At 70.1% G+C, this 19,941-nt stretch carries 17 protein-coding genes and 1 riboswitch; of the genes, 4 read left to right on the top strand and 13 right to left on the bottom strand.

The features are described from left to right. Window positions 1-144: 144 nt before the first annotated feature. Entirely contained in the window at window positions 145-531 is a 387-nt protein-coding gene (locus G582_RS16605) for a GtrA family protein (protein ID WP_038054061.1), read from the bottom strand. Between the two features lie 77 nt (window positions 532-608). On the opposite strand from G582_RS16605, the gene glmU reads away from it, so the two are divergent. Continuing rightward, window positions 609-1,991 (top strand): bifunctional UDP-N-acetylglucosamine diphosphorylase/glucosamine-1-phosphate N-acetyltransferase GlmU, encoded by a 1,383-nt coding sequence (glmU, locus tag G582_RS0112295; RefSeq protein ID WP_038054064.1) that lies wholly within the window; start codon window positions 609-611, stop codon window positions 1,989-1,991. A gap of 6 nt (window positions 1,992-1,997) precedes the next feature. Then, complete coding sequence (locus G582_RS0112300; protein WP_156880499.1) at window positions 1,998-2,312, top strand: hypothetical protein; 315 nt, start codon at window positions 1,998-2,000, stop codon at window positions 2,310-2,312. A gap of 28 nt (window positions 2,313-2,340) precedes the next feature. On the opposite strand, the gene G582_RS0112305 is transcribed toward G582_RS0112300, so the two are convergent. The 6 genes from G582_RS0112305 to G582_RS0112330 all read right to left on the bottom strand — a co-directional run bounded on the left by G582_RS0112305 (window position 2,341) and on the right by G582_RS0112330 (window position 9,712). Beyond that, window positions 2,341-3,651: a sensor histidine kinase gene (locus G582_RS0112305; protein ID WP_083961207.1), complete on the bottom strand. Its 1,311-nt coding sequence runs from the start codon at window positions 3,649-3,651 to the stop codon at window positions 2,341-2,343. Beyond that, window positions 3,651-4,988, bottom strand: a complete 1,338-nt coding sequence (locus G582_RS0112310; protein ID WP_028840089.1) for a sigma-54-dependent transcriptional regulator — start codon at window positions 4,986-4,988, stop codon at window positions 3,651-3,653. Before G582_RS0112310 ends, G582_RS0112305 begins: the two co-directional genes overlap by 1 nt. Window positions 4,989-5,019: 31 nt before the next feature. Beyond that, complete coding sequence (locus G582_RS0112315; protein WP_028840090.1) at window positions 5,020-6,243, bottom strand: ABC transporter permease; 1,224 nt, start codon at window positions 6,241-6,243, stop codon at window positions 5,020-5,022. A gap of 43 nt (window positions 6,244-6,286) precedes the next feature. Continuing rightward, complete coding sequence (locus G582_RS0112320; RefSeq protein ID WP_028840091.1) at window positions 6,287-7,591, bottom strand: ABC transporter permease; 1,305 nt, start codon at window positions 7,589-7,591, stop codon at window positions 6,287-6,289. 10 nt (window positions 7,592-7,601) lie between these two features. Beyond that, window positions 7,602-8,318 (bottom strand): ABC transporter ATP-binding protein, encoded by a 717-nt coding sequence (locus G582_RS0112325; protein WP_028840092.1) that lies wholly within the window; start codon window positions 8,316-8,318, stop codon window positions 7,602-7,604. 74 nt (window positions 8,319-8,392) lie between these two features. After that, on the bottom strand, window positions 8,393-9,712 hold the full coding sequence (locus G582_RS0112330; RefSeq protein WP_248642788.1) for an efflux RND transporter periplasmic adaptor subunit: 1,320 nt from the start codon (window positions 9,710-9,712) through the stop codon (window positions 8,393-8,395). 161 nt (window positions 9,713-9,873) lie between these two features. Here G582_RS0112330 and glmS point away from each other — a divergent pair, with 161 nt between their 5' ends. Together glmS and G582_RS0112345 are read left to right on the top strand one after the other, a co-directional pair. After that, window positions 9,874-11,706 (top strand): glutamine--fructose-6-phosphate transaminase (isomerizing), encoded by a 1,833-nt coding sequence (gene glmS, locus G582_RS0112340; RefSeq protein WP_028840094.1) that lies wholly within the window; start codon window positions 9,874-9,876, stop codon window positions 11,704-11,706. Window positions 11,707-11,844: 138 nt separating this feature from the next. Further along, entirely contained in the window at window positions 11,845-13,149 is a 1,305-nt protein-coding gene (locus G582_RS0112345) for a thymidine phosphorylase (protein WP_028840095.1), read from the top strand. Between the two features lie 66 nt (window positions 13,150-13,215). On the opposite strand, the gene G582_RS0112350 is transcribed toward G582_RS0112345, so the two are convergent. The 6 genes from G582_RS0112350 to G582_RS0112375 all read right to left on the bottom strand — a co-directional run bounded on the left by G582_RS0112350 (window position 13,216) and on the right by G582_RS0112375 (window position 19,555). Further along, a complete protein-coding gene (locus G582_RS0112350) occupies window positions 13,216-13,626 on the bottom strand; it encodes a cytidine deaminase (protein WP_028840096.1) in 411 nt (136 codons plus the stop codon). A 197-nt stretch (window positions 13,627-13,823) separates the two neighbouring features. Next, complete coding sequence (locus tag G582_RS0112355; protein ID WP_028840097.1) at window positions 13,824-14,534, bottom strand: ABC transporter ATP-binding protein; 711 nt, start codon at window positions 14,532-14,534, stop codon at window positions 13,824-13,826. 2 nt (window positions 14,535-14,536) lie between these two features. Continuing rightward, window positions 14,537-15,739, bottom strand: a complete 1,203-nt coding sequence (locus G582_RS0112360; RefSeq protein WP_028840098.1) for an ABC transporter permease — start codon at window positions 15,737-15,739, stop codon at window positions 14,537-14,539. Further along, window positions 15,736-16,887, bottom strand: coding sequence for an efflux RND transporter periplasmic adaptor subunit (locus G582_RS0112365; RefSeq protein WP_028840099.1), 1,152 nt, complete (start codon window positions 16,885-16,887; stop codon window positions 15,736-15,738). The genes G582_RS0112360 and G582_RS0112365 overlap by 4 nt, the downstream gene beginning before the upstream one ends. Continuing rightward, window positions 16,884-17,492, bottom strand: a complete 609-nt coding sequence (locus G582_RS0112370; protein ID WP_028840100.1) for a TetR/AcrR family transcriptional regulator — start codon at window positions 17,490-17,492, stop codon at window positions 16,884-16,886. Before G582_RS0112370 ends, G582_RS0112365 begins: the two co-directional genes overlap by 4 nt. Window positions 17,493-17,671: 179 nt before the next feature. Continuing rightward, a complete protein-coding gene (locus G582_RS0112375; RefSeq protein WP_028840101.1) occupies window positions 17,672-19,555 on the bottom strand; it encodes a TonB-dependent receptor domain-containing protein in 1,884 nt (627 codons plus the stop codon). A gap of 126 nt (window positions 19,556-19,681) precedes the next feature. Next, window positions 19,682-19,910, bottom strand: a riboswitch (cobalamin riboswitch). Window positions 19,911-19,941: the final 31 nt, after the last annotated feature.

The following is a 19,941-nucleotide window of genomic DNA, read 5'->3' on the forward strand; positions in this document are numbered from 1 at the left end:
CTTTATCCCGCAAAACCCCGAGCCTCTTGGTTCGGGGTTTTGTCTTTTTGCATCCGGAAATCTTCAAGCACGAGAATCAATAACCGCGACTTGCGGCGAGGGGCGATTGGGGCGGGGTTATTGCACCCGGTGCAGCGGCACTTCTCAAGTTGTCCGGTATACCCAGTGCCGCGACAACACAAAGCCAAGACCCGCGCTCAATACATCGAACAGCGGCTTCAACGATTGCGCGGCCGCCAAACCCGCTTGCTGGTCAACCAGGTCAACCGCCACGGTATTGAGCACCGTCAACGCAACCCACATGACCAAGAACCGCCGCGCGGCGCGCCTGCCAAGCTGACGACCATCGCCGGAAAAGGTCCACTTGCCGTTCAGCCAGAATCCCAGCAGCGCGCCGGAAATGCGCCCGGCGACATTGGCCGGGGCGACCGGCAACACCCATTGACTAAGTGCCAGCATGACCGCGTATTCGACCAGCCATTGCAGCAGGCCGACCGCGGCATAACTCCCAAGATGGCGACGCAGGCTCATGTCGATGATTGTGACGCAGCGGAAGCGGGGCTGCGACCGCTAGAATCGCCGCTGTCACCGAAAGGAGAATCCGCACCATGCCGAACCCGTCCGCTTCGCCGCTGCACGTCATCATCCTTGCTGCCGGCGAAGGCAAACGGATGAAATCGGCGTTGCCGAAGGTACTGCAGGCGATTGCCGGCAGGGCGATGCTGGCGCACGTGATCGATGCTGCGCGGCAGCTGGCGCCGGCGGGCATCCACGTGGTGTTCGGGCATGGCGGCGCGCAGGTGCGCGCGGCCTTCGCCGATCAGCCCGACCTGCACTGGGCCGAACAGTCCCGGCAGCTTGGTACCGGCCATGCCGTGCAACAGGCGATGCCCGGCATTCCGGACGATGCGCGCGTGCTGGTCCTGTACGGCGATGTCCCGCTGATCACACCGGCAACCCTGCAGCGCCTGCTGGACGCGCCGCGCTCGCTCGCGGTGCTGGCCGCCGAGCCGCCGGATCCGACCGGTTACGGCCGGATCGTGCGCGACACCGAAGGCCATGTCGCCGCGATCGTCGAGCACAAGGACGCAGACGCCGCCCAGCGGCGGATCCATCTGGTCAACACCGGTGTGATCGCCGCCGAAGCCGGCGCGCTGCGGCGCTGGCTGGCCGAGCTGCGCAACGACAACGCGCAGGGCGAGTACTACCTCACCGACGTGTTCGCCGCCGCCGCGCGCGAGTACGCCGCGGCGGAGATCGCCATCGTCGACGACCCGCTGGAAACCGAGGGCGCGAATGATTCCTGGCAGCTGGCGCAGCTGGAGCGCGCGTTCCAGCTGCGGCAGGTGCGTGCGCTGTGCCTGCAGGGCGCACGCGTCGTCGATCCGGCGCGGGTCGACATCCGCGGCAGCGTGCGCGTGGGCCGGGACGTCGAGCTTGATGCCAACGTGGTGTTCGAGGGCGACGTGGTGCTGGGCGACGGCGTGCGCATCGGCCCGTTCTGCCGGATCAAGGACGCGCGCATCGGCGCCGGCACGGTGGTGGCCGCGCACTGCGATATCGAAGGCGCGATCTGCGAGGGCGGCGCGCAGATCGGCCCCTACGCGCGGTTGCGCCCCGGCACCGTGCTGGCGGAAGGCGTGCACGTGGGCAACTTCGTCGAGACCAAGAAGACCAGCTTGGGGCGTGGCAGCAAGGCCAACCACCTGACCTATCTGGGGGATGCGGTAGTTGGCGCCGGCGTGAATATCGGTGCCGGCACCATCACCTGCAATTACGACGGGGTGAACAAGTCCACCACCACGATCGGCGATAACGCGTTCATCGGCTCCAACAGTTCGTTGGTGGCACCGGTCGCCATCGGCGAAGGCGCGACCATCGGTGCCGGCTCGGTGATCGGCAAGGACGCGCCGGCTGGCAAGCTGACGCTGGCGCGGCCCAAGCAGGAGACCGTGGACGGCTGGCGGCGGCCGGTGAAGAAGCAGGACTGAGTGGACGTGGCGATGCTGCTACCACGCCTGAGGCAACTGGCCCCGCGCCTGTTGGCGGTGACCTCTGCGGTTGGCGCGCTTGCGCTTGCGCTGTCTGGCATCGGCCTGTGGCGGACGTACTGCGAGAACTTCGGCTGCATCGGCGTTGGCATCGCCTGGTTTGCGTGGGCCATCGGTTATGGCCTGCTGTTGCTCGCTGGTGGGTTCGCGCTGCGCCTGCAGCGGGGACGACCGCGGGTGATGCTGCGCGTGGGGCTGGCAGTGCAGATCGTGGCCGGCCTGCTGCTGCTTGGCTATTGGGCGGTGCAGGCGGCGCTGTGATGCGGCGGCGGCGCGCGGCGACGGCGTCTTAACCCGGCAGCACCATCGACACGCATAGGCCGCCGCCGTCGCGGTTGAGCAGGGCGATGCGGCCGCCGTGGGCCTCCGCGATTTCGCGCGCCAGCGCCAGCCCCAGGCCGGTGCCGTGGCGCTTGGTGGAATAGAACGGCAGCAGCGCGTTGGCCAGCACCGCCTCGTTCATGCCGCTGCCGCGATCCAGCACCTCGATGCGCCAGCCGTCCGCGATGCGCCGCACCGACAGCCGCACGTCCCCCGCACCGGTGCCGGATTCGTGCGCGTTCTTGAGCAGGTTGATCAGCGCCTGTTCCAGCTGCGCCGCGTCGACGCGGGCGATGCCGTCGGCTGGCTGGATGTCGGCGACGAACTCCACCTGGGTGCGCAGCTGGGCGACGAAACGCCGCCACTCCACCGGCGCCAGGCGCGGCGAGGGCAGTTTGGCGAAACGCGCGTAGTCGCGGATGAAGCCTTCCAGGTGGCGCGCCCGTTCCTCGATGGTTGCCAGCGCCGACGGCAGGCGCTCGTACTGGCCGCGCCGCAGCAACTCCGCGCCGGAATGCGCCAGCGAGGCGATCGGTGCGAGTGAGTTGTTCAGCTCGTGGCTGATGACGCGGATCACCTTCTTCCACGTCTGCACTTCCTGCCGGCGCAGCTCGGCGGTCAGCTGTCGCAGCAGCACCAGTTCGTGGACGCGGCCGTTGAGGCGGAAGCGGCGCCGCGACAGGTGGTAGATGTCCTCGTCATCGTCCTTGCCGACGGTGAACATGCCGTCGCCGCCGCGCGCGAACGCATCGCGCACTGCCGGATCGGCATCGTCCAGCAGTTTGTCGAAGTCGCGCCCCTCCAGCCGCTTGCCGTTGCCCAGCAAGCGGCGTGCGGCCAGGTTGCCCAGCACGATCCGCCGCCCGGGGTCCACCAGCACCATCGCCACGGGCGTGTTCTGGACCATGGTGTCGAGCAGCAATTCGCGTTGCACCAGCGCCAGCCGCTGGTCGCGCAGGGCGGTACCCAAGGCGTTGTGGGCGTCCACCAGTTCGACAAGGTCGCTGGCCTTGTCCCAGGTGATGCCGAAGCTGAAGTCGCCGTCGCGGTAGCTGGCCACGGTGCCGGCCAGTGCGCGGAACAGGGCGCGCATCGGCACCAACGCGCGCCAAATCACCGCGCCCACCAGTGCGCCGATGACGCCCGCCGCCAGCAGCGCCGCGGCCCACGGCTGCAGCCACTGCGCCAGCAGCGCGGTGGCGGCGGCGGTGGCCGCGATGCCCGCCGCCGCGATGGCGATCATGCGGACTGCGATGGGCAGGACGCGGAGGACGCGCATCAAGTCCTCGGGATACCGAGCCGATCCAGCCGGCGGTACAGCGCCTGCCGCGACAGGCCGAGGTCGGCCGCCGCCTGCGCCAGCACCCCGCCGCTGCGGGCCAGCGCGGCCTCGATCAGTGCGCGATCCGGCTCCTCGCCTGCAGGCAATGCGCCCGCGGGCGCGGGCGGCAGGCCGAGGTCTGCCGCGCTGACGGTATCGCCGCGGGCCAGCAGCACCGCCCGCTGCATCACGTTGCGCACTTCGCGCACGTTGCCGGGCCAGGGATGGCGCTGCAGCGCGCGTTCGGCGTCTTCACCCAGGTGCTTGCCGGCGCCGAGGAAGTGCCGAGCCAACGGCAGGATGTCGCGCGGGCGGGCCGCCAGCGGCGGCACCCGCAGCTCGATGCCGTTGAGGCGGTAGAACAGGTCTTCGCGGAACCTGCCTTCGGCGATCAGTGCGGGCAGGTCGGCGTTGGTGGCGCTGATGATGCGCACCTTCACCTGGCGCTCGCGGTTGCTGCCAAGCCGCGCGAAGCAGCCGGTCTCCAGCACCCGCAGCAGCTTCACCTGCCCGGCCAGCGGCAGGGTGCCGATCTCGTCGAGGAACAGGGTGCCGCCATCGGCCGCCTCGAACTTGCCCTCGCGTGGCTTGTTGGCGCCGGTGTAGGCGCCGGCATCGGCGCCGAACAGCTCGGCTTCGATCAGTTCGCCGGGCAGGGCCCCGCAGTTGAGGGCGACGAACGGCCCCTGCGCCACCCGCGAGTTGGCGTGGATGATCTCGGCGTAGCGCTCCTTGCCGGCGCCGTTCGGGCCGGTGATCAGCACCGGGATGTCGGCGCGGGCGACCTGGCATGCCAGGGTCAGCGCGGCCTCGCTGGCGGGGTCGGCATAGATGATGCCGCGCAGGTCGTACTCGCGTTCCAGCACGGTGCGTCGTCGGCGTTCGCCGGCGCGCGTTTGCTCCAGCTGGCGGCGGTTGTCGCCGAGTTCGAGCAGGTTGTTGACGGTGGCCACCAGCTTGCGGTCGTCCCAGGGCTTGGCCAGGTAGTCGGCGGCGCCGGCCTTGATCAGGTCGACGGCCGCTTCCAGGTGCGTCCATGCGGTCAGCAGGATCACCGGCAGGTCAGGATGGGCTTGCCGGATGCGGTGGAACAGCGCCACGCCTTCGTCGCCGGAAGTGGTGTCGGCGACGAAATTCATGTCCTGGATCACCAGGTCCACCGGCTCTTGCGCTAGCAGGTCCAGCCCCTGCTCCGGCGACTGCGCGCACAGCGTGCGGATGTCGTGCAACGAGAACAGCACGTCCAGTGCGGTGCCGACCGAAGGGTTGTCGTCGATGACCAGGATGACGGGCATGGGTGCGATTGTAGTGGCAGTGGTGGCGGGATCAGACCGAGCGCGTGGCCACTGCCGGCGGCACCGACGCGGCGCGCCGGGCCGGGCCGAGCACCGCCAGCTGGCCCAGCAGCCACAGGCCCAGCGCGCCAATCGGCAGGTAGGACAGCGGCAGCCGCGGCAACTCGTACTTGCTGATCAGCAGCTGGTTGATGCCGAACGCCAGCACCATGCCCAGCACGATGCCCATCGTCGCCAGCAGGAAGTTCTCGGTCTGGAAGTAGCGCAGGATCTGCCCGCGACTGGCGCCCAGCGCGCGACGGATGCCGATTTGCTTGGTCCGCTGCTGCACCCAGAAGCTGGCCAGGCCGACGATGCCCAGCGCTGTGACCAGCAACAGCAGGCCGCACACGATCAGCAGCAGGCCGATCATGTCGCGGTCGTCGGCGAAGAATTCGCGGCGGTTCTCGGAGAACGTGATCGACGGCTGGATCAGGCGGTTGGGATCGACCTTCTCCAAGGTGGCGTCCACCTGCTTGAGGATCTCGTCGCGCCGCGCCGGATCGGCCACGCGCACCAGGTAGATGCCGCCGTTGGCGAAGTGCATGCGGAACGGGAAGATCAGCGAGTAGTCGCGGTTGCCGCCCATCCGCGCCGGCCGCAGCAGGGTCTCGACCACGCCCACCACGGTCAGCGGGACGTCGGCCATGTACACGGTCTTGCCGAGCGGGCTGCCATTGGGGAACAGCTTGCGCGCGGCCGCGGCGCTGAGGATCAGCGGCGACTTCAGCGCCGATGTGTCGGTCGCGGTTTCCAGTTCGGTGGTGTTGCGGAACTCGTCTGCCTGGAAGTCGCGGCCGGCGACCAGCTTCAGGCCCATCGCCTTCAGGGTGCCTTCGCTGACCATGTACTGTGCCGCGTTGAGGGTCGGTACTTCCTGGTCGGGGCTGGTGCCGAGCGAGGTGTTCCACGAGCCGTTGCGGAACGGCGTCTGGTTGACGATCACCACGTCGGTCACGCCGGGGATCGCGCGCAGGGCGGCCAGGTCCTCGCGGGTGCGGGCGTTGCCATCGACCTGGGTGCCGATGCCGGTGGCGCGGGCCATGATCAGGTGCGCATCGTCCATGCCGCTGGGCATGTTGAGGGTTTCCAGCCGCTGCACGACCAGGAACAGCGCGTTGCACAGGATCGCGCAGGTCAACGCGATCTCCAGCACGATCAGCGCGGCCGCGGTCTTGTGGCGCGACAGGGTGGACAGGATGGGACGGATTTCCATCGGGATTCTCCGGGATGTCAGTTGCCGCGCGGTGTCGCGCGGGTCATTGCGATTTCAGCTGCAGCGCCGGCGGCACGCGCATCGCGCGCCAGGCGGGGAGCAGGCCGGCGAGCAGGCTGGCGCCGATGGCGAGCACGAAGGTCAGCGCGAGCATGCCGCCGTCCAGGTGGGCCAGCTGCGCGTACTCGGCCGGGCGCTGGCGTACCGCCCACAGCCCCAGCAGGGCCAGCACCAGGCCGAGGGCGCCGCCTGCCACGCCAACCGTGCCGGCTTCGACCAGGCACTGCTTGAAGATCTCCATCCGCGACGCGCCCAGCGCGCGGCGTACGCCGATCTCGCCGCTGCGGCGCAGGAACTTGGCCAGCAGCAGGCCGACGGTATTGAGCAGGCAGACCAGCAGGAAGGCGAACGCCAGCCACATCTGGAGGCGCACGTCCCCGGGCACGACCTGGCGGAACTCCAGCCACTCCATCACGTTGCGCAGGCGGGTATTGGCCGGACGCTCGAAGCGGCCGGCGCTGAGCTGCTGTTCGGAATAGTTGTCCAGATAGCGCTTGTACGCGGCAGCGTCGCCGGCGCTCTCCAGCTCCACCCAGTACTGCATCCAGCTGCACGGCACGTTCTGCGCGGTGGGATCGTTGACCATGCTGCGGCCGAAGCAGTTGATGCTGCCGTTGCGCCCCAGCTTGAGGTCCAGCGCGGCGCTGATCGGCACGAACGCCTGCTCGTCGCTGTCGTAGCGGCCGGTGTTGAGGTCGTAGAAGTGCGGCGCCGGCTTCCAGTCGTCGATCACGCCGACGATGCGCAGCGCGTGGCCGTCGATGCGCAGCTCGCGGCCGATTGGATCGGTGCCACCGTACAGCTTCTCGCCCAGTTCGCGGGTCACTACCGCTACCCGTGCGCGGGCGTCGTCGTCGCCTCCGGTCCATGACCGGCCGCGCAGGAACGGCACGTCGAACATCGCGAAGAAGTCGGCCGAGGTATAGCGCAGGCCAACCGTGAACGGCTTGAGCTTGTTGCCTTCCGGCTCCACCACGCCGCCGCCGCCGGTCATCATGGCCTGCCGCTTGGCCTTCTTCTGGCGCAGCAGTTCCTCGGCATCGAAGCGGGTGAGCTGGTCCTGCGGCTCGTCGCCCGGCTTGTAGCCGTCGCGCGTTTCCGGATCCAGCTGGACGTAGAACAGGCGCTCGCTCTTCTGCGGGATCGGGTCGCCGGAGAGCACGTGGAAGACGGTCAGCGTGGTCATGCTGGCGCCGATGCCGAGCGCGATCGCCAGCACCATCAGCGCGGTCAGCACGCGGTTGCGGCGGAAGCTGCGCAGGGCGAGGTTGAGGTAGTAGCCGAACATGGCGGTGTCCTCAGGCGGTGGCGACGCGGGCGTGCGGCGGATGGGCGATGGCGGACTCCATGACCACGTCCGAGGCCATGCCGTCGACGATGTGGACGTTGCGCTGCGCGCGCGCGGCCAGTTCCGGGTCATGGGTGACCATCACGATGGTGGTGCCCTGCTGGTTGATGTCCTCCAGCAGCTCCATCACGCTGCGCGCCATCTGCGAATCCAGGTTGCCGGTCGGTTCGTCCGCCAGCAGCAGGCGCGGGCTGCCGGCCAGCGCGCGGGCGATCGCGGCGCGCTGCTGCTGGCCACCGGAGAGTTCCGCCGGGTAGTGCTTCATGCGCGAACCAAGCCCCACCATGCCCAGCGCGTCCTCGATGCGCAGCTTGCGCTCGGATGCCGGCATGCCGCGGTAGCGCAGGGGCACGTCGCAGTTGTCGAACAGGTTGAGGTCGGGGATCAGGTTGAAGCCCTGGAAGATGAAGCCGATCTTTTCGTTGCGCAGGCGCGAGCGGGCGTTGTCGTTCAGGCCCTTCACGTCGACGCCGTCGAGCACGTAGTCGCCGCCGGTGAATTCCTCCAGCAGGCCGGCGATGTTGAGGAAGGTGGTCTTGCCCGAACCCGACGGGCCGGTGACGGCGACGAACTCGCCCTCGCCGACCTGCAGGTCGAGCGAGCGCAGCGCGTGCGTCTCGACGAGTTCGGTGCGGTAGACCTTGGTGACCTGGCGCATGTCGAGCATGGCGATGATTCCTTGTGCAGTTGTCTGGTCGGAAAGTGCGAAGTGGAGCGATGGGGTATGGGCTGGGCGTGGCGTCAGTTGCCGGAGATGCGGACGCGTTCGGCGGTGCCGAACTGGTCGGTGCCGGAGACGACGATGCGGTCGCCGACCTTCAGGCCCGAGACGATTTCCACGGAGGACAGGCTGGATGCCCCGGTGCGGATCGGGCGGCGCGTCGCGCTGCTGCCGTCCACCACCCAGGCGAGGTTGCCGCCGTCCTGTTCCAGGAACGGTCCGCGCTCCACCATCAGCACGTTGCGGCGGGTGTCCATCACGATCCGCACCGACAGCCGTTGGTTCTGGCGCAGGCCCGGCGGCTGCCTGCCCTTGGCGAAGCGCACGCGGGCGGTGACCTCGCCGTTCACCACCTCGGGCGAGACCGCGGCGATCTCGCCGGCGTAGCGCGCGTTGTTGGCGCTGATCTGCGCCGGCATGCCGATGCCCAGGTCGCGGGCGAAGCTTTCCGGCACCTTGATCTCGACCTCGAAGCGGCTGAGGTCCACCACGCTCAGCACCGGCCCGTTGGTGGTGACCTGGGTGCCCTGCGGCAACTGCACCTGGCCGACCTGGCCATCGAACGGCGCGCGCAGGGTCAGTGCATCCACCTGCCGGCGCGCTTCCTCCACCACCGCGCGCTGGCGCTGCGCCTGCAGCTGCTTGTTGCGCGCATCCAGCCCGGCGCCGCTGCTCTGCAGCGAGAAGTCCTTGCGCGCGGCGGACAGGCCGATATCGGCCTTCTTCATCAGGTCCTGCGCGCGCGCCAGATCGTTCTGCGGCACCGCGCCGCCTTCATAGGCGCGCTGGTAGCGCTCCAGGTCGCGCATCGCCGCGGTGCGGTCGACGCTGGCCTGGTCCAGTGCGCGCTGCGCGTTGGCGCGCGCGATCTGCGCATCCAGCACGGCGCGGCTGGCTTCGGCCTCCAGGCTGGCGAGGGTGGATTCCTCCTGCACCAGCCTGCTGCGCAGCTCGGGACTGTCGATCACCGCCAGCGGCTGGCCCTTCGCCACCTTGTCGCCGGCGACGATCTGCAGTGCCACGGTGCCGGCGGCGATCGCGTACAGGGTGGGGCTGTTGGCCGCGATCACCCGCCCTTCCGCGCTGAGGTCGCGCACCAGGTCGCCGCGGGTGACGCTGGCGATGCGCAGGCGCGAGGCGTCGAACGAGCGGTCGCCCGACAGCCAGCTGGAGGCCACCCAGCCGCCCAGCGCCAGCACCACCGCGGCGCTGGTCGCGGCGATGGCGATCCGCCTGCGACGGCCGGGGCGGAAGGGTGTGGCCATGACCTGGTCTTGGCCGGAGGTGTCGCGGATGCGGCGTTGCGGGTCCATGCGGGCGGCGCCAGAAGTGGTGTCCATGCCGTCCCTTCAGCAATCCGCGTGCCAACTGCAAGTGGTTGATCTGTAACGCGTTGATCGCAACGTCCGCTGTCCGGACGGACACTTCCCGGCGTCCGCGCGGACACCGGCCGGCCCGCTGCGACTAAACTTCCCGTTTCATCCAACGGAGCAGTGCCAGCATGTGTGGAATCGTCGGCGCCATCGCCAACCGTGACGTGGTGCCCCTGCTGGTGGAGGGCCTGAAGCGATTGGAATACCGCGGTTACGACTCGGCCGGCATCGCGGTGCTGTCCGGGGAGGCCGTGCGCCGGGTGCGCCGTACCGGCCGCGTCGCCGAGATGGAAGCCGCCGCGCTGGCGGAAGGCCTGGATGCCCGCCTCGGCATCGGCCATACCCGCTGGGCCACCCACGGCGGGGTCACCGAATCCAACGCACACCCGCACATCAGCCACGGCGAGCTGGCGCTGGTGCACAACGGCATCATCGAGAACCACGAGGCGCAGCGGCAGCGGCTGGAGGCGCTGGGCTACGAGTTCACCTCGCAGACCGATACCGAAGTGGTCGCCCACCTGATCCACCACCACCGCGCCCAGGGCGGCAGCCTCTTGTCCGCGCTGCAGGCGGCGGTGAAGGAGCTGCACGGCGCCTACGCGCTGGCGGTGATCGACAAGCGCGATCCGACCACGCTGGTGGCCGCGCGCATGGGCTGCCCGCTGTTGTTGGGCCTGGGCGAGGGCGAGAATTTCGTCGCCTCGGACGTCTCCGCGATTGTTTCGGCCACGCGGCGGGTGATCTTCCTGGAGGAGGGCGACACCGCGGAGCTGACCATTGATGGCGTGCACGTGTTCGACGCGGACGATGCGCCCGTCGCCCGCGAGGTGCACGTGTCCGATGTCTCGCTGGCCTCGCTGGAACTGGGGCCGTACCGCCACTTCATGCAGAAGGAAATCCACGAGCAGCCGCGCGCGATCGGTGACACCGTGGAGGGCATCGTCGATGCCGGTGGCTTCGACGCGGGCCTGTTCGGCAAGGAGGCGGCCAGCGTGCTGGCCGATGTCGAGTCGGTGCAGATCCTCGCCTGCGGCACCAGCTATTACGCCGGCCTGACCGCGCGCTACTGGATCGAGGCGCTGGCCGGTATTCCCTGCGCGGTGGATATCGCCAGCGAATACCGCTATCGCAAGGTGGTGGGCAACCCGAAGCAGCTCATCGTCACCATCTCCCAGTCCGGCGAAACCCTGGACACGATGGAGGCGCTGAAGTACGCCAAGGCGCAGGGGCAGGACAAGACCCTGTCGATCTGCAACGTGCCGGAGTCGGCCATCCCCCGCGCCAGCAGGCTGGTGTTCCTGACCCGCGCCGGTGCGGAGATTGGCGTTGCTTCCACCAAGGCCTTCACCACCCAGCTGGTGGCGCTGTTCGCGCTGGCGGTGACGCTGGGCAAGCTGCGCGGTCAGCTGGACGAGGCGCGCGAAGGCGAGCTGCTGGAGGCCCTGCGCCACCTGCCCGGCAGCGTGCAGCACGCACTCAACCTGGAGCCGCAGGTGGCGGCTTGGGCTTCGAGCTTCGCGCCGCGCCAGCACGCGCTGTTCCTCGGCCGCGGCACCCACTACCCGATCGCGCTGGAAGGCGCGCTCAAGCTCAAGGAAATTTCGTACATCCACGCCGAGGGCTACCCGGCCGGCGAGCTCAAGCACGGCCCGCTGGCGCTGGTGGACACGCAGATGCCGGTGGTGGTGATCGCGCCCAACGACGCGCTGCTGGAGAAGGTGAAGTCGAACATCCAGGAAGTGCGCGCGCGCGGCGGCGAGATGTTCGTGTTCGCCGACGCCGACAGCAGCTTCAGCGAATCCGAAGGCGTGCACGTGATCCGCACGCCGCGCCACGTCGGCATCCTCTCGCCGATCGTGCACGCCATCCCGGTGCAGATGCTGGCCTACCACACCGCGCTGGCACGCGGCACCGACGTCGACAAGCCGCGCAACCTGGCCAAGTCGGTCACGGTGGAATAAGCAGCGGCGAAGATTGTCCTGGATCAAGGCTGGCGCGCGCCGCCGCGCCTAGGCTGGCGGCGCCGGTTTTCGGCTGCCTGCGGTGATCCCGATGTCGCTTCGCCACTTTCCGCGCGGCCAGCGTCGCGCGCGCTCCGCATGAATCCCTGGTCCGCCGCTGCGCTGATCCGCGCCAAGCGCGAAGGACGCAGGCTCGATGCCGCGCAGTGGCAGGCGCTGGCCGAGGGCATCGCCGACGAGGCGTGGAGCGAGGGCCAGGTCGGCGCGTTCGCGATGGCGGTGGCATGGCGCGGTCTGGATGCCGCCGAATGCCGCGACTTCACCTTCGCGCTGCGCGATTCCGGCCGCCGGCTGGACTGGTGCGACCTGCCCGGCCCGGTGCTGGACAAGCATTCCACCGGCGGCGTCGGCGACTGCGTGAGCCTGGCGCTGGCGCCGCTGCTGGCGGCCTGCGGCGGCTTCGTGCCGATGATCTCCGGGCGCGGCCTGGGCCATACCGGCGGCACCCTGGACAAGCTGGAAAGCCTGCCCGGCTATGACGTGAATCCCGACCCCGCGCGGCTGGCGCGGGTGGTGCGCGAGGTCGGCTGCGCGATCGTCGGCCAGAGCGCGGACCTGGTGCCGGCCGACCGCCGCCTGTACGCGGTGCGCGACGTCACCGCCACGGTCGACGTGCCCGAGTTGATCGTGGCCTCGATCCTGTCGAAGAAGCTCGCCGGCGGCGCGCAGGCGTTGGTGTTGGACATCAAGACCGGCAGCGGCGCGCAGACGCCGGCCGAAGCCGATGCACGGGCGCTGGCCGCTCGCATGCAGGCAGTGGCTGCCGGCAGCGGCCTGCAGCTGGCGGCGATGCTCAGCGACATGGGGCAGGTGCTGGGGCGCACCGCCGGCAACGCGCTGGAGGTACGGGGCGTGCTGGACCTGCTGGCGGGCCGCCCGCGCTGCCTGCGGCTGGAGGCGCTGGTGCTGGCGCAGGCGGCGCGCCTGCTGCACATGGCAGGGCTGGCGGAATGCGAGGACGCGGCGCTGCTGCGCGCGCGCCAGGCGCTGGACAGCGGCGCGGCGGCGGAACGTTTCGCGCGGATGGTGGCGGCACTGGGCGGGCCGGTCGACGTGTTCGCGCACGCGCTGCCGCAGGCGCCGGTACGGCGGGTGGTCACGGTACAGGGGGCCGGCGTCGTGCAAGCCATCGACGTGCGCGCGCTTGGCGAATGCGTGGTTGACCTGGGCGGCGGCCGGCGCCTGCCGGGTTCGGCCATCGACCCGGCGGTGGGCCTGTCCGAAGTGGCCGAACGCGGGCAGAGGCTGGAAGCCGGTGCGGCCTTGGCCATCGTGCATGCGCGCACCGCCACCGATGCCGAACGCGCGGCGGCGCAGGTGCTTGCGGCATTCACGCTGGGCGAGGCGGCGCCTGCAGCGGTGCCGGCGTGGCGCTGGCTCTAGGCCGGCGCGCGCACCTGGCTGTGGGCAGTCGCCGGTACGCGCGGTAACCGCGGCGCTGCCCGTGCTTCAGCGCTCCGGAAAGCTGAAGCGGTGCGGCAGCAGTGCGCCTGCGGTGACCTCCAGCCACTGACCGTCGGGTTGGCGAAAGCTCACCGACGCGTCTTCGCCGAATTCCACCAGCGCCTGCCGGCAGCCGCCACAGGGAGAAATCGGCAGCACGTCGCCGGCGGCATCGAAGGCGGTGACCGCGATGGCGGCCAGCCGGAAGCCGGCGCCCTCGGCCTGCACCGCCGCCGCAATGGCCGCGCGCTCGGCGCAGTTGCCGAGGGTGTAGGACGCGTTCTCCACGTTGCAGCCGGTGTAGACCTGGCCGGCGGCCGAACGCAGCGCGGCACCGACGCGCAGCCGCGAATACGGGGCATAGGCCTGTTGCGCGGCCTGCAGGGCGCGCGTGCGCAGGGTATCGAGATCGGACATTGCGGAGTCATCGAACAGATGGCCACGCATGGTGGCACGCGACGGCCAGCTGCGCACGATTGCGGCACATGCTGCGTTGTATGCGCTGGCCGGATGCGCCGCCAGTTCGCGCAGCGTCGGCGCCGGCTCGTCGCGCAGCAACCGGAGGCCTGCGCGCAGCCAACGCAGCGGGCCGAGGCCACCCGATTGCGGCCGCCTCAGTCGAAGCCGCGGCCTTCGCCGGCTTCCTCGAAGGTCACGCCGTCGCGGATGTGGTAGATGCGCTTGAAGGTGGGGATGATCTTCTCGTCGTGGGTCACCACGATGACTGCGGTCTGGAAGCGCTGCGCCATGTCGTTGAGCAGGCGGATCACCGCCAGCGCGCGCTCGGAATCCAGCGGCGCGGTAGGTTCGTCGGCGAGGATCACCGGTGGGCGGTTGACCAGCCCGCGCGCGATCGCCACCCGCTGTTGCTCGCCGCCGGACAGCTGCGCCGGCATCGCCCGGGCGCGATGCTGCACGTCCAGCGCGGTGAGCAGTTCCAGCGCGCGCGCGCGCGCCGCGTCGTTGCACATGCCGGCCAGCATCGGCAGCAGGGCGACGTTGTCGGTGACATCGAGGAACGGGATCAGGTAGGGCGCCTGGAACACGAAACCGATCTTGTCGCGGCGCAGCGCCCGCAGGTCGCGCACCTTCCAGCCGTCGTCGAAGATCACTTCATCGCCCAGCTGCATGCGCCCGGCGCTGGGATCGATCACCGCGCCGAGACTTTTCAGCAGCGTGCTCTTGCCGGAGCCCGAGGGGCCGATCAGGCCCACCACTTCGCCGGGTGCGACCTGCATGTTGACGTCCTTCAGCGCCAGCACCGCGGTGTCGCCGCTGCCGTAGCGTTTGCTAAGCCTTTCGATGCGGATGCCGGTGGCGGCCATGCTCAACCCCCGATCGCTTCGGCCGGATCGACCTTCAGTGCCATCCGGATGGCGATCACGCTGGACGCCACGCACAGCAGCAGCACCGCGAAGAAGCCCAGCACCGAATCGCCGGGCACCAGCAGCACGTACTTGGGGAACAGCGGCGCGGCGAAGGTGGCGCTGATCTTGCCCACCACGAAGCCGATCACGCCCAGCACCAGCGCCTGCTGCAGGATCATCCACGCGATCGTGCGGTTGCGGGTGCCGATCAGCTTGAGCACGGCGATCTCGCGGATCTTGTCCATGGTCAGGGTGTAAATGATGAAAGCCACGATGGCGGCGCTGACCGCGGCCAGGATCACCAGGAACATGCCGATCTGGCGGGCCGAGGTGGCGATCAGCTTGCCCACCAGGATCGCTTCCATCTGCGGGCGGTCGTACACGGTCAGCCGCTTCCAGCGCCGGATCGGTTCGGCCACTTCGCTGGCGGCGTGGCCCGGCGCCAGCCGCACCAGCACGGCGTTGACCGCGCTGTTGCTGGCCTGTGAGGCGTTCACCGCGTCCAGCAGGCCGGGCACGCCGGGGCGGTTGAAGGCGGGGTTTTCGGCGGTGCGTCGGCGCTGCATCCGGATCGCGTCGTTGTCCTTGAGAAACTGCGCCTGCTGCGCGTCCTTCAGCGGGATGAACACCATCGGGTCGCCGCTGGAGGACACCATGCGCCGGGTCAGCCCGACCACCGTGTAGCGATGACGGCGGATGCCGAGCGTGTCGCCGAGGCGGAACCCGCCGGCGAGGTCGGCCACCGCTTCGTAATGGCCGCGGGTGATCTGCCGGCCCGCCACCAGCTGCGGCGGCCAGCCGGGGGTGCCGGGGGCGCCGGCGGCGATGCCGACCACCATCGCGCGCACGTCGCGCTCGCCCTGCCGCACCTGCATGGTCAGGTAGGTGACGTTGGCGGCCTGCGCCACCCCGGGCAGTACGTGGATGTCGCGCCACAGGTCGTCCGGCAGGCTGGAGGATTCCGCATACGGGCCGAGGGTGTCGCGCTGCACCACCCACAGGTCGGCGCCGCTGTTGTCCAGCAGCACCTTGCCGTCATCGACCATGCCGCGATACACCCCGGCCATGGTCAGGGTGACCCCGATCAGCAGGCCCAGCCCAATCCCGGTGAACAGGAACTTGCCCCAGGCGTGCAGGATGTCGCGGCCGGCCAGGCTGATCACGGCGCGGTGCCCCGGATCCGTTCGACCACGTGGATGCGGCTGTTGGCGGTCAGTGCTTTCTCGCTGTACAGCACCACCTGTTCGCCGCCGGCCAAGCCCTTGCGCACCTGCACGTTGCCGTCCAGGTCGCTGCGGCCAAGTGCCAGTGGCGCGAACTCGAGCTCGCCATTGACCAGCTTCCACACGCCGCGCTGGCCACCCACGGTGCGGATGGTGGCGTTGGGAATGGCGGGCATCGCCGCCTGCGCCGGCAGGCGCACGGTCACTTCAGCCAGTTCGCCCAGCGGTGGCAGCGGCTTGGGCAGGCTGGCGAACACGATCTTGGCGCGGGCTTCCTCGGTCACCGCGTCGGCCACCGGCTCGGTGCGCAGCACCGTGCCCGCGTGCGCGCCGTCCGGCCCGGAGCGTAGGGTGATATCGGCGGACAGGCCCGCGGCCAGCCCACCGGCGGCGATCTGGTCGAAGCGGGCGTCGATCCACAGGCTGGACGGGTCGATGACTTCCACCACCGCCTGCCCTGCCACCAGCGTGGTGCCGGGGTCGGCGTTGCGCGCCACCACCAGCCCGTCCACCGGCGCCACCAGCGCCAGGTTGCCGCGCTGCGCCTGCACCGCGTCGCGTTCGGCCTGCAGGCGGCGGATGTCGTCGCGCGCGGCGGCCAGGCCGGCATTGGCCACGTCCAGCTCCTGCCGACGCGCGGAGGCGGTTTCCACGCTGACCAGCTGCTGCTGTGCCAGTTGGCCGTAGCGCTGCGCCTGCGCCTGCGCGTAACGCTGGCGCGCCTGCGCCTGCAGCAACGCCGCCTGCGCGCTGGCGATGGCGGCCTGCTGCGCGCCGATGCGGTCGTCCAGATCCACCGGCGCCATCGCGCCCAGCACCTGCCCGGCCTTGACCGCATCGCCCACGTGCACGTCCAGCCGCTGCAGCCGCCCGGCGTAGGTCGGGCCGATTTTGTAGCTGTAGCGCGCCTGCACGGTGCCGATGCCGTACAGCGCCGGCGCGATGCTGCGCTTGGCCACGCTGATGGTGGTGACTTCGACCGGCGCCAGCGGACCGGAGCGCACCGCGACCCAGGCAAAAAGCAGCACCAACGGGACGATGGCCGCGACCAGCATCAGCGTGCGGCGGGATATGACGGGCAGGCTCATGGCTGGCTCCGGATGCCGCGGCGATAGATGGCGAACACGCCGGGCGCATCGCGGCGGATGCGCGCCACGTCGCCGGCGATCAGCGACTGCATCACCAGTCCCTGCACGGTGCCGATGAACAGGGTGGCGGCGGCGTCCAGGTCCAGCCCGGCATCCAGTTGCTGCCGCGCGATGCCGGCCGCCAGATGCGCGCGCAGGCGCTGCGCATAGCCTTGGGTGAGGGTCTGCGCCATGCGCTTGGGGAGGGTGTCGCCGGGACGCTGCAGTTCGCCGAACAGCATTCGCGGCACGCCAGGATGGCGGGCGACGAAGCCGACGTGGGCCATGAACATCGCTTCCAGCGCCGCCAGCGGAGTGGTGGCTGAAGCCGCGGCCTGGTCCAGCTGCGCCAGCAGGCGCTCGCTGACCCAGCCCATCACCGCCTCGAGGATCGCGTCCTTGTTGGGAAAGTGCCGGAACAGCGCGCCCTGGGTCAGGCCCATGCGCTGGGCGATGGCGGCGGTGGTGATGTCGCCGGGGTTCTGTTCGGCGGCCAGTTCGACCACGGCTTCCACCGTAGCGGCGCGACGCTCGTCGGCGGGCAGGGGGCGGGGACGCAGGCTCATCGGAGTTCCGGGCAGTGAGTAATCAATTACTCACCATGCTGGGCGCACGCCGTCCGGTTTGCAAGTGGGCAGCCCGCCCTGCAGCGAAAATCCCGACCGCCGGCACAAAAAAGCCCGACATTCCTGCCGGGCCCCCGTCGCATCCCTGCGCGCGTCCTTGCGGTGCCGCCTCCCTCAACTCATTGCGGCTGCCAGCGCAGGCTCAGGGCGTACTCGCGGCCCGGCTGCACGTACCAGGCGCTGGTTTCGTAGCGCTTGTCGAACAGGTTCACCACGTTGGCCTGCAGCGTCCACGCGCGTGCGAAGCGCCACGACAGGCGGCCGTCGAGGGTGCCGTAGCCGCCCACCCGCAGGCTGTTGCCGACATCGTCCCAGCGCGCTGCCTCGCCGATGGCGGACACGCCGAAGCCCCAGTTGCCGAACTCGCGGTCCAGATCCAGGCGCGCGCTGCGGGTGGGGCGGCGTGCCAGGCGCTTGTCATGGCCGAGGCCGGCGCTGGCGTTGCGCGCGTCCAGCCAACCCAGCTGGCCGCGCAGGTCCCATTCGCCCAGCGTCACGCTGGCGGTCAGCTCCAGGCCGCGGATGCGCGCCTGCTCGACGTTGCCGGGCTTGCCGGAGTTGGCGTCCCAGGCGATCAGGTCGTCGATGCGGGTGTCGTACGCGTTGGCCTGCACCTGCCAGCCGTCGCCGTTGCGCTGCAGCGACAGCTCGCTGCTGCGCGACGCCTCGGGACGCAGCAGCGGATTGCTGTAGCCGGGGTAGTACAGCTCGTTGAAGCTGGGCGCCTTGAACGCGGTGCCGTGGCTGGCGGTGAGGCGCCAGCCCGGGGCGATGTCCATGCCCCAGGCGATGCTGCCGGTGGCGTGCGCACCGAACTGGTCGTTGCGGTCGGTGCGCAGCGACAGCTGCAGGTCGTGCGCGCCGAAGTCGCCCTGGTACTGGGCGAACACGGCGCGGTTGCCGCGGGCGGCGGCGAACGGGGACCACGGGTCGACGATGTTGGCGCGATCACGCAGCCAGTCGAAGCCCGCGCTCAGCAGCTGGCCCTGCGCCACGGTCAGGTCGGCCTGCAGGCTGGCGCTGTCGCGGGTGGTGGTGAAGCGGTTGCTGAAGGTGCTGCCGAGGCGGTTGTCGGAATCATCGCTGTTGCGGCCCAGGGTCAGCTTCAACTGCACATCCCCGGCCGGGGTCCAGCGCACGCTGCCGCCGACGGTCTGCTGGACGATGTCGGAGTTGTCCACGTAGTCGCCGTCGTAGTCGTTGTGGCCTTCGGCGCGGGTGGCGCGGGCATCGAACTGCCAGCCATCGCTGGCGGCGAAGTCGGCGCGCAGGCTGGCGCTGCTGTTGCGGTAACCGTCGCGGTCCAGGTGCGTGCCCGGCACGATGAAGCAGCCGGCGCCGGCCCAGGTGGCCGGGTCGTAGAAACCGCGGCAGGCGTTGATGCCGTCGGTCTGCTGATGGGCGATATCCACGCCCACGCCGCCGCGCTTGCCGCGCAGGTCGAGGCCGGCCGAGGCCTCGCGCAGGCCGTGGCTGCCGGCGGCGATGCGCCCGCGACCGCTGATGCCTTCCCGCGCGCCGCGACGGGTGAAGATCTGGATCACCCCGCCGATGGCATCGGCGCCGTACAGCGAAGAGCGTGGGCCGCGCACGATCTCGATGCGCTCGATCTGCGCCAGAGGCAGGTCCTGCAGCATGGTCAGGCCGGAGGCCGGCGAACCCACGCGCACGCCGTCGATCAGGAACAGGGTGTGGTCGGATTCGGTGCCGCGCAGGAACAGGGTGGACAGCTTGCCCAGGCCGCCCTGGTTGACCAGGGTGATGCCGGCGCGGCCGCGCAGCAGCTCCGGCAGCGAGCGCGCGCTGCTGGCGTCGATCTGCGCGCGGTCGATCACTTCCATCGCCGCCAGCGCGGCGTCGGCGGTGGTGGCGGTGCGGGTGGCGGTGACGACGACCTTGTCGAGATCGGTGGCATCGTCGCCATGCGCCAGTGCCGGGCCGGGTAGCGCCAGTGCGAGCGCCAGCGGGCTAAGGCGGAAGACGGTATCGCGATGGAACTTCATGTTCGTAGGTTCTCCGGCGCGCACGCCCGCGCGCCCTGGGATGGTGGGCGACGGCAACGGCGGGGGAAACCACGGACACAGGCGGACGCAGGCGCACGCGCGGGCCGCGCGACGCCCTCCGCATCGCCATCAGACATGCCTGTGGCCGGTCTCCGGGCTCGCGCGCGGCGCATCCATCGCAGGATGCTCCCCTCCGGCGCCTTCCCGTGCGCATGCACAGTGGCCGATGCCGGAGTTGTCGCGCTTACCGTTGCGGGGGCAGCGCCGGACTGGAGGCGCCTTCGCGCTTCGTCACCGGCTTCCCGTTTCAACCCGCGGAGCATTCCGCAAGGTCACCTCAAGCGCGGGCATTGTAGCCTGCCGCCGCGGCCGGACCCTTGCCTTGG

Origin of the sequence: Thermomonas fusca DSM 15424, from assembly GCF_000423885.1 — a bacterium.
Classification (GTDB): Bacteria; Pseudomonadota; Gammaproteobacteria; order Xanthomonadales; family Xanthomonadaceae; genus Thermomonas; species Thermomonas fusca.